The organism is Amycolatopsis sp. NPDC003676 (assembly GCF_053587275.1).
Map to the genome: position 1 here is coordinate 13,619 of NZ_JBSFNS010000029.1, position 13,079 is coordinate 26,697.

At 69.5% G+C, this 13,079-nt stretch carries 11 protein-coding genes; 7 read left to right on the forward strand and 4 right to left on the reverse strand.

Annotation, left to right across the window (positions count from 1 at the left end; all coding sequences use genetic code 11):
* Positions 1-153: 153 nt before the first annotated feature.
* The 5 genes from ACWDNU_RS19135 to ACWDNU_RS19155 are packed head-to-tail and all read left to right on the forward strand — an operon-like array spanning position 154 to position 5,994.
* Entirely contained in the window at positions 154-1,095 is a 942-nt protein-coding gene (locus ACWDNU_RS19135; protein WP_449669845.1) for an ABC transporter permease, read from the forward strand.
* Positions 1,092-2,093: an ABC transporter permease gene (locus ACWDNU_RS19140; protein WP_344275740.1), complete on the forward strand. Its 1,002-nt coding sequence runs from the start codon at positions 1,092-1,094 to the stop codon at positions 2,091-2,093. Before ACWDNU_RS19135 ends, ACWDNU_RS19140 begins: the two co-directional genes overlap by 4 nt.
* 19 nt (positions 2,094-2,112) lie before the next feature.
* Positions 2,113-3,801, forward strand: coding sequence for an ABC transporter substrate-binding protein (locus ACWDNU_RS19145; RefSeq protein ID WP_449669846.1), 1,689 nt, complete (start codon positions 2,113-2,115; stop codon positions 3,799-3,801).
* A gap of 4 nt (positions 3,802-3,805) precedes the next feature.
* Positions 3,806-5,422 carry a dipeptide ABC transporter ATP-binding protein gene (locus ACWDNU_RS19150; RefSeq protein WP_370936852.1) on the forward strand — a complete coding sequence of 539 codons (1,617 nt, stop codon included), beginning with the start codon at positions 3,806-3,808 and terminating at the stop codon, positions 5,420-5,422.
* Positions 5,423-5,475: 53 nt separating this feature from the next.
* A complete protein-coding gene (locus ACWDNU_RS19155; RefSeq protein ID WP_449669847.1) occupies positions 5,476-5,994 on the forward strand; it encodes a dihydrofolate reductase family protein in 519 nt (172 codons plus the stop codon).
* On the opposite strand, the gene pip is transcribed toward ACWDNU_RS19155, so the two are convergent.
* A complete protein-coding gene (gene pip, locus ACWDNU_RS19160; RefSeq protein ID WP_449669848.1) occupies positions 5,991-6,935 on the reverse strand; it encodes a prolyl aminopeptidase in 945 nt (314 codons plus the stop codon). The two genes, ACWDNU_RS19155 and pip, sit on opposite strands and share 4 nt — an antisense overlap.
* Positions 6,936-7,078: 143 nt before the next feature.
* Between pip and ACWDNU_RS19165 the strand changes: the two genes are divergently transcribed.
* The gene (locus ACWDNU_RS19165; RefSeq protein WP_449669849.1) at positions 7,079-7,741 is read left to right on the forward strand and encodes a hypothetical protein; all 663 of its coding nucleotides are present in this window, start codon (positions 7,079-7,081) and stop codon (positions 7,739-7,741) included.
* Positions 7,742-7,799: 58 nt separating this feature from the next.
* Positions 7,800-8,654 (forward strand): SAM-dependent methyltransferase, encoded by an 855-nt coding sequence (locus ACWDNU_RS19170; protein WP_449669850.1) that lies wholly within the window; start codon positions 7,800-7,802, stop codon positions 8,652-8,654.
* Here ACWDNU_RS19170 and ACWDNU_RS19175 read toward each other — a convergent pair.
* The 3 genes from ACWDNU_RS19175 to ACWDNU_RS19185 all read right to left on the reverse strand — a co-directional run bounded on the left by ACWDNU_RS19175 (position 8,651) and on the right by ACWDNU_RS19185 (position 13,070).
* Positions 8,651-10,132, reverse strand: coding sequence for an APC family permease (locus ACWDNU_RS19175; RefSeq protein WP_449669851.1), 1,482 nt, complete (start codon positions 10,130-10,132; stop codon positions 8,651-8,653). The genes ACWDNU_RS19170 and ACWDNU_RS19175 overlap by 4 nt on opposite strands.
* A 33-nt stretch (positions 10,133-10,165) precedes the next feature.
* Complete coding sequence (locus ACWDNU_RS19180; RefSeq protein WP_449669852.1) at positions 10,166-11,509, reverse strand: MFS transporter; 1,344 nt, start codon at positions 11,507-11,509, stop codon at positions 10,166-10,168.
* 154 nt (positions 11,510-11,663) lie between these two features.
* Positions 11,664-13,070, reverse strand: coding sequence for an aspartate ammonia-lyase (locus ACWDNU_RS19185; protein ID WP_449669853.1), 1,407 nt, complete (start codon positions 13,068-13,070; stop codon positions 11,664-11,666).
* Between the last annotated feature and the right edge of the window lie 9 nt (positions 13,071-13,079).

Below are 13,079 nucleotides of genomic sequence, written 5' to 3' on the forward strand. Positions count from 1 at the left end.
CGCCGGTGACCTGCGTGAACAGCACGAATGCCCGGGGGAGGTATGACATCGGCGATGTCTCACGATCCGGGACGGGCGCCGCCGTCGTGGTGAATTTCCTTCGGGTTCTTTACTGTCACGTCGTCAAGTAACGCTGATCTGCATAGGGAACCGTTGTCCGACATCCTGTCCCCGGGCGGCGCTGGGGTCCCGGCGGCCGCACCGGCCTCCCGGAATCTGTGGCGCGCGCTGCGGCACGACCGCTGGGCGCAAGCCAGCGCGGTCGTCATCGTGCTGGTGATCGTCACCGCCCTAGCGGCTCCTCTGCTCGCCCTGATCGAGGGCCAGGATCCGTACACCTACCACACCGAACTGCTCAATCCGGCCGACGGCACGGGCGCGGGATTCCTCGGCGGGATCAGCGGAAGCCACTGGTTCGGCGTCGAACCGCTGACCGGACGGGACCTCTTCGCGGTCGTCGCGTACGGCGCGCGCACGTCGTTCCTGATCGGGCTCGCCGCGACCGCGGTGTCGATGCTCCTGGGCGTGCTGCTCGGGGCGAGCGCCGGATACGTCGGCGGCTGGTGGGACACCGTGGTGAGCCGGGTGACCGACGTGCTGCTCGGGTTCCCGCAGCTGATCTTCATGATCGCGCTCGGTGCGGTCGCCCCGCAGTCGATCCCGCGGCCGCTGCTGCTGATCGCGGTGATCGGCCTGTTCGGCTGGCCGCGCGTGGCCCGGGTGGTCCGCGCGCAGACGCTGAGCCTGCGCAACCGCGACTTCGTCAAGGCGGCCCGTGCGCTCGGCGCGGGCGGCGTGCACGTGTTCCGCCGTGAGCTGCTGCCGAACCTGTGGGCGCCGATCATCGTGCTGGCGACGGTGAGCATCCCGGCCAACATCGGCCTGGAAGCCGCGCTGTCGTTCCTCGGCGTCGGCATCCCGCCGCCCACGCCGAGCTGGGGCCGTTCCATCAGCGACGCGATCAACTGGGTGCAGACAGATCCGATGTTCCTCATTTTCCCCGGCGCCGCGCTGTTCATCGCGACGCTGGCGTTCAACATGCTCGGCGACGGGCTGCGCGACGCGCTCGACCCGAAGACGGCGGTGCGCCGGTGAACCGCACTCTGCGTTTCGTGGGCATCCGCCTGCTGGGGATGCTCGGCGTGCTGCTCGTGGTCAGCTTCGGCACCTTCGCGGTGTTCTACCTGCTGCCCACCGACCCGGCGTTCATGTCCTGCGGCAAGCCGTGCACGCCGGAGAACCTGGCGCTGGCCCGGGAGTTCATGGGCTTCGACAAACCGTGGATCCAGCAGTACTTCGACTTCCTCGGCGGCATCTTCACCGGCCGCACGTTCGGCACCGGCGTGACGGCGATCGTCTGCTCCGCGCCCTGCTTCGGGTATTCGTTCCAGCAGAGCGAACCCGTGCTGGCGCTGATCGGGGACCGGCTGCCGATCACGGTCTCGCTGGCGATCGGCGCGTCGGTGATCTGGCTGATCGCCGGCGTCGCGACCGGTGTGTTCTCCGCGCTGCGCCGCGGCAAGTTCGCCGACCGGGCCGCGATGACGGTGACGCTCGCCGGGGTGTCCGCGCCCGCGTACCTGGTGGGGCTGCTGGGAATTCTGCTCTTCGGCTTCACGCTCGACGTGGTGCCGGTGAGCGGGTACGTGACGTTCGCGCAGAGCCCGGTCGACTGGGCGTGGCACCTCGTGCTGCCGTGGCTGGTGCTGGCGTTCATCAACGCCGCGGTGTACGCCCGGCTCTCGCGCGGCCAGATGCTCGAAATCATGGGCGAGGACTTCATCCGCACCGCGCGGGCGGTCGGCCTGCCGGAGCGGACCGTCGTCGGGAAATACGCGCTGCGCAACGTGTTGCTGCCGGTGGTGACGGTGTTCGCGGTCGACCTCGGCGCGCTGCTCGGCGGCGCGGTGATCACCGAGCGGGTGTTCGCGCTTCCCGGTCTCGGCGGGCTGCTCGTCGACGCCGTGCACCAGGTGGACCTTCCGGTGCTGATGGGCGTCAGCCTGTTCGCCGCCTTCTTCGTCGTCCTCGCGAACTTCGCGGTGGACGTGCTCTACGGGGTCCTCGACCCCCGCGCTCGGCTCGGTTCTTGAGAAAGGGAACGGAAAAACGATGGATCGCAGGGACTTCCTGAAGGCGCTGGGCATCACCGCCACGGTCACCGGGGCAGGGGCGTTCCTCGCCGCGTGCAACGCGAACGAGCAGTCCGCCGGCGGCGGCGCGGTCGAGGTGGCGTCCGGCGGGACGCTGTACATCCTCAGCGACACCACGTCGCAGCACCTCGACCCGGCGAAGAGCCAGAACCTGGCGATCACCACGATCAGCCTGATCCACCGGCGGCTCACCGCGTGGAAGACCGCCGCGGACGGCCCGGCCACCGTGGTGCCGGACCTCGCCACCGACACCGGCCGGGCGAGCGCGGACGGCAAGACCTGGACGTACACGCTCAAGGACGGCCTGAAGATGGCCGACGGCACGCCGATCACCAGCGCCGAGATCAAGTACGGCATCGAGCGGTCGTTCGACTCCGCGTTCTCCGGCGGCCTGAGCTATCACAAGAACCTGCTCGCCGGCGGTCCCGACTACAAGGGCCCGTTCAAGGGCGGCGAACTGGCGTCGATCGAGACGCCGGACCCGAAGACCATCGTGTTCCACCTCGCCCGCCCGTACGGCGACTGGCCGTGGATCGCGAGCATGCCCGCGTTCGCCCCGGTGCCGAAGGGCAAGGGCACCGACGCGACCTACGACACGAAGCCGGTCGCGTCCGGCCCGTACCAGGTCGAGTCGTACCAGAAGGGCGTGCAGGTCAAGTTCGTCCGGAACCCGAACTGGGACGGCAAGACCGACCTCGCGCGCACCGGCCTGCCGGACGCGGTCGTGATCCAGATGGGCCAGGACACCGGCGTCGTCGCGAAGCGGCTGCTGGCGAGCCAGGGCAACGACGCGTTCGCGTTCGGCTCGTCGTTCGTGAACCCGGCGCAGCTGGCGCAGATCCGCACGAACCCGGCGGCGAAGAACCAGCTCGTCACGTCGAAGTCCGGCGCGCTGGCCTACCTCGCGCTGAACACCAAGCGCGGCCCGCTGGCGAATCCCAAGGTGCGCCAGGCGTTCCAGTACGCCGTGGACAAGGTCGCCTACCAGGTCGCCGCCGCGGGCAGCGCGGATCTGGCCGGTCCGATCGCCACGACGCTGATCACCGAGGGCATCGCCGGGCGCGAGGTGTACGATCTCTACCCGGCCCCGCCGAACGGCGACGTCGCGAAGGCCAAGCAGCTGCTCGCCGAGGCGGGCTTCCCGAACGGCATCGACAACCTGGACTTCCCGGTGTCGACGGCGAACAACGAGGCGGACAAGGCGCAGGCGATCCAGGCGGCGCTGCAGCGGGCCGGAATCCGCACGAAGCTGCGCCCGCTCGACGACGAGGCGTGGACGACGCTGGTCACCGGCAACGACGGCAACTACGACCTGACGCTGGGTTCGTGGCAGCCGGACTTCCCGAGCGCCAACGCCAACATCGAGCCGCTGTTCGGCACCTCGGAGATCGGCAACGGCGGGTACAACCAGGCGCGCTACTCGGTGCCCGAGGTGGACGCGCTGATCGCGCAGGCGCAGGGCACGGTCGACCCGACCGCGGCCGGGAAGCTGTGGGCGAAGGCGGACAAGCGGATCATGCAGGACTCGCCGGTGGTCCCGCTGATCTACACGCGCAACTCGTTCCTGCACGGCGCGAAAGTCGGCAATTTCGCGATCGGCGCGTTCCCGGCGTACCCGAACTACCTCCAGATGGGCCTGGCGAAGTAATCCCGTGTCCGAGCAGCTGCTGTCCCTGCGCGACGTCTCGATCCGGTTCGGCGACGCCGCCGCCGTTCGCGAGGTGAGCTTCGAGGTGCACCCCGGCGAGGTCGTCGCCCTCGTCGGGGAATCCGGTTCCGGCAAGTCGGTCACCGCGCTGTCGCTGCTCGGCCTGCTGCCGGACACCGCGACGGTGACCGGTTCCGCGGTGCTCGACGGCCGCGATCTGTACACAGTGGACGGTCCGGCGCTGCGCGCGGTGCGCGGCGGCGAGATCGGCATGGTGTTCCAGGAGCCGATGAGCGCGCTGAACCCGGTGTTCCGGATCGGCACGCAGCTCGTGGACGCGGTCCGGGCGCATCGGAAAGTATCCCGGGCGGTGGCGCGGGAACGGGCCCGTGAGCTGCTGGAACTCGTGGAACTGGACGCGCGGCGCGTGCTGCGCGCCTACCCGCACGAGCTGTCCGGCGGGCAGCTGCAGCGGGTCGTCATCGCGATCGCGCTGATCCACGACCCGAAGCTGCTGATCGCCGACGAGCCGACCACCGCGCTGGACGTCACCGTGCAAGCCGGGATCCTGCAGCTGCTGCGGTCGCTGCGGGACCGGCTCGGCACGGCGATCCTGCTGGTGACCCACGACATGGGCGTGGTCGCGGACGTCGCGGACCGGGTCGTCGTGCTGCGCGACGGGCAGGTGGTCGAGCAGAACACGGCGGCCGGATTGTTCGCCTCGCCGCAAGCCGACTACACGCGGGAACTGCTGGATTCGGTGCTGTCACTGGGTTCTGCGCCTGCTGGTGCGGTGCGCCCGACGTCGGCTCCGCTGGTCTCCGTGACAGATCTGGCGGTGACCTACCGGGTCGGCGGCGGCGCTCCGCCAGTGCGCGCGGTCGACGGCGTGTCCTTGACCATCGGAACCGACGAGGTGCTCGGCCTCGTCGGCGAATCCGGTTCGGGCAAGAGCACGATCTCGTCCGTGCTGACCGGATTGGTCTCTCCGTCGGCGGGCACTGTGCAGGTCGACGGCGTGGACATCGCGCGGGCGTCGGCCCGGCAGCGACGGGAAATCCGGCGGCAGATCGGGATCGTGTTCCAGAACCCGGCGTCCGCGCTCAACCCGCGCGCGACGATCGGTGCGAGCATCGCCGAGCCTTTGGTGGTGCACGGAGAACGCGGCGAACACCGGGAGCGGGTCGCGGAACTTCTCTCCGCTGTACGCCTGGATCCGAGCTGGAGCGGCCGGTACCCGCATGAGCTGTCCGGCGGGCAACGGCAACGGGTCGGGATCGCGCGGGCGTTGGCGCTGCGGCCGCGGCTGCTGATCGCGGACGAGCCGACGAGTGCGCTGGACGTCTCGGTGCAGGCTTCGGTGCTGGACTTGCTGGCTGATCTGCAGCGGGAGCTGGCGTTCGCGTGCCTGTTCATCAGCCACGACCTGGCGGTGGTGGAGCGGGTCGCGGACCGGGTTGTGGTGCTGCATCACGGCAAGGTGGTCGAGGAGGGTCCGGTGGCGTCGGTGCTGGGCTCGCCGCGGGAGGACTACACGCGGCGTTTGGTCGCGGCGGCGCCGGTCGCGGACCCGGAACGGCAGCGGGAACGCCGGGAGGCTTGGCGCGCGCTGGCCGGCTGACCGATGAGTTTGCGCCCTTCCGGGAGTCGGTACGGAAAACGGAAGGGACTGACATGGGAAAGCTGCTGTACTCCGCCGCGATGTCGCTGGACGGGTTCATTGCCGGACCGGGCGGGGATATGGGATGGCTCGCGCCGTACACCGAGGACGCTTCGCACGACCTGGCTGCGGAGGTCGGCGCGCTGCTGGTCGGCCGCCGGACCTTCTCCGGCGACGACCCGTATCGCGGCACCGAGGCCGAGGGCAAGGCCTTCGGCGGCATGTGGGACGGGCCGCAGGTGGTGCTGACGCGGGGTGTCGCGCCAGCGGTGCCCGGGGTGACGTTCTGCTCCTCGCTGGAGGAAGGCGTCGCGGCGGCTAGGGCGGCGGCGGGGGAGAAGACGGTCAATGTGCTGGGCGCTTCGGTCGGGCTGGCTTGCATCGACGCTGGTCTGCTGGACGAGATCGAGGTGATGGTGATGCCGGTGCTGCTCGGCGGCGGGGTGCGGCTGTTCGAGCGGCCGGGACCGCCGGTGCGGTTGGAGTTGCTGTCGCAGGAAGGAACGAGCCTTCGGTACCGCGTGCTGCGCTAGCGGTTCTCGAACCGGGTGATCGCCTCGAGAACCGCCGTCCCCATCGACGGGCTCCCGGTGTGTCCGGCGTCCTCGATCACCACAAGCTCCGCGTCTGGCCAAGCCTGGGCGAGCTGCCACGCCTTCCGCAGCGGCGCGCTCAGATCCGCCCGGCCGTGGATCAGCACCGCCGGAATCCCATGCAGCAGATGGATGTCGCGCAGCAGTTGGTCGTCCTCGAGGAACGCGTGGTGGCCGTAGTAGTGCGCGCAGAGGCGGGCGAGCGTGATCAGTTCGTCGTCGGTGCCCTCGCTGAACTGGCCAGTTCGGCCGCCGACCCACTCGTGCGAGATCACCGCGTCTTCCCAGGCGCACCAATTCCGCGCGGCGCGGAGCTGCACGGCGCGGTCCGGGCTGGCGAGGAGCTGCGAGTACCCGGCGAGGAGGTCGCCGTCCGGGTCGGGGGCGCCCGCTCGGAACGCTTCCCATTGCGCGGGCAGCAGCCGCCGGAGGCCGCGGTAGAGCCAGTCGACCTCGTCCGGCGAGGACGTGAACGCGGCGACCAGCAGGATGCCGCCGACGCGTTCCGGATGCCGCTGCGCGTAGGCCAGCGCGAGGGTCGTGCCCCAGGAACCGCCGTAGAGCAGCCATTTTTCGATGCCCAGGCGGACGCGCAGCTTCTCCATGTCGGCGATCAGCTGCTCGGTGGTCTGGTGCGCCAGGCTCACCGCCGGGTCCGCGACGTTCGGCGTGCTCCGTCCGCAGCCGCGCTGGTCGAACACCACGACGTGGAATTTCGCCGGGTCGAAGCCGTTCCGGCCGAAGTCGCCGCCGCCTCCGCCGGGGCCGCCGTGCACGCACAGGACCGGTTTGCCCGCGCCGCTGGCGTCCCAGTAGATCTGCTGGCCGTCGCCGACATCGAGCATGCCGGTCGCGTCGGTTTCGACCGAAAACGGCCGCATCGCGGGCCTCCTCCCCGTGGCGGAAACCCGTCGAGCGTACGGGATCACGCTCGAGGCGGGTTTACAGCGCGGACCGGGGGTCCCTAGGATCTGCGGCGCCGGGAGCGCCGCGGACGCGCGGCCCCGGCGGGGTGGAGGTCTGGATGGGGAACCCGGAGTCCGGCAGCGACCTCGAGTCGGTCGCGAATCTCGTGCGGCTGTCCGAGACGGCGCCGATGCCCCGGATCGACGGCAGCGAACCCCCGCCGTTGGTGCGTCCCCGGGCCGAGAGCGCTGAGGAAACGACCTCGGCGTTCGGCGGGGTCCTCGACGTTTCGACCGGCTCGCCGACCGAACAGCTCGCCAAACGCGGCCCGCTGCCAGCGGCGGACCCGCCCGCGCAGACCGCGCCGCCGCCCGAGCGACGGCCGGTGCGCTACGGCGTCTTCGCCGGTGCGGCGGTGGTGCTGTGCGCGGGGCTGGGCTCGTGGGCGTTGTGGCCGTCGGCGTCCGGGCCTGGCCCGCAGCCGGTACAGCCGCCGCCTGCTCCGGTCCACACTTCGTCGTCGGCGCCGCCCGCGGTGAGCACGCTGAGCGCGTCCCCGGCCCCGGCCAGTGGCCAGGTGCGCGACACGATCGTCCGGGCCAGCAGCCGTCCGGCGACGACGGCACCGCCGCCGCGCGTTCAGCCGACGCAGAATCCGCAGCAGGACAGCGAGAACCAGCCGCGCGACCCGATGGGAGACGCGTTCCGCTCGGCCGTCAGCTCGTATATGGAGCAATGGGGCGACGACAGCGGCGACCGGCCGCGCCGCTGGCACGGCTGAGCGGCGGCAGTACTACTCTGAGTAGGTCACTGCCGACCGACTGCTCCGCGAGGTGTCCATGACCGGCTCGTCGTCCCCGTTGTCGCCCAGCCAGGTGCCGGTGGGGGTGGACCCGAACCGCCCGAGCATCGCGCGGATCTACGACGGGTTCCTCGGCGGGAGCCACCACTACGAGGTGGACCGCGCGGTGATGGAGAAGATCAGCACCGCGGTACCCGAGGCGGTGCACATCGCGCGCGGCAACCGCGGCTTCCACAACCGCGTGCTGCGGATGCTGGCGAGCCAGACCGACATCCGCCAGTTCCTCGACTGCGGTTCCGGCCTGCCGACGGCCGAGAACACCCACCAGATCGTGCAGCGCTACCACCGCGACGCGCACGTGGTGTACGTCGACAACGACCCGGTGGTCCTCGCGCACGGCCGCGCGCTGCTGGAGGACAACGACTTCACGCACATGGTCGAGGCGGACATCTTCGAGCCGCAGGCCGTGCTGCAGCACGAAACGGTGCGCGAGTACCTCGACTTCTCGGAGCCGATCGCGCTGCTGCACATCGGCACGATGCACCACTACGAGGGCGACGGCGCGATCGACGTGATGCGCGAGTACATCGACGCCCTCGCGCCCGGTTCGTACGTCGCGATGGCGCATTTCTACGACCCCGAGGTGCCCGAGCTGACCGCGGTGGCGAAGCGGATCGAGGAGATCCTCGTGTCCGGCCCGCTGGGCGCCGGGCGGTTCCGGACCCGTACGGAGATCGAGGCGATGCTGCCCGGTCTGGAACTTCTCCCGCCGAGCCGTACGGACGGCCCCGGCCTGTCGGTCGCGGACGAGTGGTGGCAGGACGGGCCGAGGCTGAAGCCGCTGAGCGACGCGGCCCGGTGCGTGGCGGGTGTGGTGGGCCGGAAGGTCTAAGCCGTGGTCGGTTGCGGGACTTCCGCGACCGGCGCGGGCTGTCGACGGGCGATCAGGTAGCCGACGAACCCGAACCCGATCAGCACCGCCAAGGTCCCCGCCGTGAACAGCTCGAAGGTCAACCTCGACACGCCCCACGTCGCCTCGAAGTCGTACGGCACCCCGAGCGCCCGGTCGAGCACCCCGGGCACCACGGTCTGCCAAGCGCCGAGCAGGATCCACGCGTAGATCAGCACCGAACTCACCCACAGCCCGATCCGTCCGCCCGGCACCCGGAACGGGCGCTCGACCGACGGGTACTTCCGCCGCAGCACCAGGATCGTCGGGAAGATCAGCAGGTACGACAAGAGCAACGTGCTCACCGCGATATTGAGCACCACCGCGAACACCGCCGAAGCCGAACTGCTCTGCACGATCGTCGCCACCACGGTGAACACAGTCGCGACCACGCCGGAAAGCAGGTTGACCCGCAACGGCGTGTTCAGCTTCGGGTGAAAAGCCCCGAACCACCGCGGGAACGCCCCGTCGACGGCGGCCATCGCCTGAATGCGGTCCGAAGCGATCATCCACGAGCAGCCCTGGTTCAGCAGGACGAATACGAACACGACAGCGGCGATCGTCAGCATCGTGCCCGAAGCGCCGCCGTAGACGGAGAACACCTGGCGCACCGCGTCGAGGAAACCGCCCAGTCCGTTGATCTTGTCCGCGGGCATCACCAGCACGATGCCGAACACCGGCACCAGATAGCACAACGCCGACACGAGGCCCGAAACCCCGACCGTGACCGGGACATCGCGACGCGGGTTGTGCATCTCCTCGGCGGCACCGTTGGGCGCTTCAAAACCCACCAGGGCGAACATCAAAACCGGCACCACAGCGAGGAATCCGCCGATAGTCGGCGAGAAGGCCAGCGAGCCGTGGACGCCGTGGCGAGCCGCATAAATCGCGGCGGTGACCGCGAAAAGCACCACCAAACCCACCTTCAGCAGCGCACCCGCGGCGATGAACCACTTCCCGTACCGCAGGCTCACCACCGCACCGAGGATCGCCAGCCAGATGAAAACCAGCTTGAACGCGTAGTCCGCGAACCCGCCCGGCGACGCGGGAACCAGGTACTGCTGCCAGGTCGCCGCCGCGAGGAAGGTGATCGATCCGCCCAGCCACACCGGATTGGTGATCCAGTACAGCAGCGTGCCGAGCGCGGCGGGCAGCTTCCCGAAGGCGAGCCGCAGCCAGACGAACGGCCCGCCTTCAGCCGGGAAAGCGCTGCCGAGTTCGGCCATGACCAGCCCGTACGGGAACAGGAACAGCACTAGGAGCACGGCGGTCCAGGTGACCGCCTCCGCCCCCGAAGTCGCGATCTGGCCGATGGTGTCCACCGAGATGATGGCCGCGATCGCGAGGAAGATCGAGTCGATCCGGCGCAGATTCCGCCGCAGGTTTCCGGATTCGCTGTTGACGAAGGTGGGTTCGGACACGCTTCACCGCCTTTGGTGAATCGAGAGGGGGAGTCAGGCTTCGGTGTTCTCCAGGTCTTCCTTGTGCAGCAACGGAGTTCCGACGGTCTCGCGCATCGAAAACGCGGCGATCAGACCGACGGCCGCTGCGACCATCAGGTACGGCCCGGGCACGAGAGTGCTGCCGGTAGCGGAAATCAGGACAGTCATCAGATACGGCACAGTGCCGGCGAACAGCGCGGCGGTGATGTTGTACGCGATCGAGAGTCCGCTTTGCCGGGTCCGCGTCGGGAAGATCTCCGCGGACCACACCGCGTAGGTACCGAGGATCGCCGCCAGAATGGCGCCGAGCGCGAGACCGCCGATCCAGGTGCCGACCAGGCCGGTGCGCATCAGCAGGTACGCGGGAGTGGCGAGGACGAACAGCGCCACACCCGCGCCGATCAGGATGGGCCGCCGGCCGACCCGGTCGGAAAGACGGCCGAAGAACGGCACGAGGAACAAGCCGACGAGCGAGATCACTGTGGACAGTGCCGCCGCGCTGCCGGACGAGTGGCCGAGGTAGTCGGTCTCGTAGGTGACCAGATAGGTGAGCACGGCGTAGAACGGGACGTGCATCATGGTCATCAAGCCAGCGGCCTGGAGCAACTGCTTCTTGTTGTGGCGGAACAGTTCCCGGACCGGGCTGCGGGGCACGTTGTCGGTCGCTTCGAGCGCGCGGTACTCGGGAGTGTCCTCGATCTTGCTGCGGATGACGAACCCGATGATGCCGAGCGGCGCGGCGATCAGGAACGGGACGCGCCAGCCCCACGACGCCAGCTGCGCGTCCGTCAAGCCGACCGACAGCAGCAGGAACACGAACGAACCGGCGAGGAATCCCAGCAGCGAACCGACTTCCAGCCAGCTGACGCCGAACCCGCGCCGACGCCGCGGTGCGTACTCGGCCAGGAAGCTGGCCGCGCTGCCGAACTCGCCGCCCGCCGCGAGGCCCTGCAACAGGCGCAGCAGCACCAGCAGGATCGGGGCCGCGATGCCGATCGTCGAGTAGCCCGGCAGCAGACCGATCACCAGGGTCGCGCCGGACATCACGAAGATGACCACCGACAGCGTCCGCTTGCGGCCGATCTTGTCGCCGAGCGGCCCGAAGATCAGCGCGCCGATCGGCCGGATCCCGAACGACACCGCGAAGACGCCGAACACCGCGAGCAGTCCGGCGGTCGAGTTCCCCGCCGGGAAGAACACCGACGCGATGGTGCCGGCGAGGTAGGCGTAGGCGGCCCAGTCGAACCAGTGCACGAAGACGCCGACGGCACCGGCCGCGACACTGCGGCGCAGCGTGGCGGGATCGGCGCTCTGGTCGGCCAGGTCTGGCGCCGGAGAGGCGTCGGGTGCGGTCATGAGTGGCCTCCTTGGACCGGTTCTTCGGGAGGACGCTAAGAGCGGCCCACGGCATCTAACAAGAAGTAATAAGCAAAGCAATGCATCTGTTCGAGTTATGCAAAAGCGCTGAGCTGTGCCGACACGAGGGTCTGACGGCGGCGAAACCCAGCCTTTACGTGCGGGACAGCCCGCCGGTGAGGGCTTGCGGTGTCGTCAGCGCCAGGACCTGGGCGTCGGTCAGCAGTTGCCGTTCCCGCACCAGTTCCAGTGCCGGACGGCCGGTCTGGTGCGCTTCCAGCGCGAGCGTGCACGCGGTTTCGTAGCCGAGCGCGGGGCTCAACGCGGTGACCAGCCCGGTCGAGGTAGCGACGAGGTCGGCCAAGTGTTCTCTGCGCGCGGTGATACCGCGTACGCACTGTTCGGCGAGCACTCGGGCACCGGCCGTGAGGTGGTCGAGCCCGGCGGTCAACGCTCGCGCGATGATCGGTTCGAAGGCGTTGAGCTGCAGTTGCCCGCCTTCAGCGGCGAGCGTGATCGTGACGTCGTTGCCGATGACCTCGAAGGCGATCTGGTTGACCGCCTCCGGGATCACGGGGTTGACCTTGCCCGGCATGATCGACGACCCGGCCTGCCGGGCGGGAAGCATGATCTCGCCGAAGCCAGCCTGCGGTCCGGACGAGAGCAATCGGAGATCGTTGCAGATCTTGGACAATTTGACCGCCACGCGTTTCAGCACGCCGGACAGTTGCACGAACACGCCGACGTCCTGCGTCGCCTCGATCAGGTCGGGCGCGGAGACGAGTGTCGCGATCCCGGTCAGCTCCCGCAGGTGCTCGACGGCTCTCTCCCGGTACCCAGGACGCGCGTTGAGCCCGGTGCCGATCGCCGTGCCGCCGAGGTTCAGTTCGTGCAGCAGAAGACGTGCTTCGGCGAGCCGCTGTTCGTCCTCGCGCAGCGTCGCGGCGAACGCGCCGAACTCCTGGCCGAGCGTCATCGGGACAGCGTCCTGCAGCTGGGTGCGGCCCATCTTGAGGACGTCGGCGAACTCGATCGCCTTGTCCGCGAACGCTTCCCGCAGTCCGGCGAGCGCGGCGAGCAGTTCGGCGAGATGGCGGTCGAGCGCGAGTTTGACCGCGGTGGGGTAGACGTCGTTGGTGCTCTGGCCGAGGTTGACGTGGTCGAGCGGATGCAGACGCGCGTAGTCGCCGCGGGCGTGGCCGAGCAGCTCCAGGGCGCGGTTGGCGACGACCTCGTTGGCGTTCATGTTCGTCGAGGTCCCGGCCCCGCCCTGGATGAGGTCGACGACGAACTGGTCGTGCAGGCTCCCGGCCCGGATCTCCGCACACGCCTGGACGATCGCCGCGGCCCGCTCCGGGGAGAGGACGCCGACCTCCGCGTTGGCGCGCGCGGCGGCTTCCTTGACGGCGGCCAGCGCGGTGACGAGGTGCGGCCGGTCGGCGAGGGTTTCGCGCGTGATGGGGAAGTTGACCAGCGCACGGGCGGTGTGCGCGCCGTAGTAGACGTGGTCGGGCACGCTGATCTCGCCGAGCATGTCGTGCTCGGAGCGGGTGCTGGACATCGGTGTCCT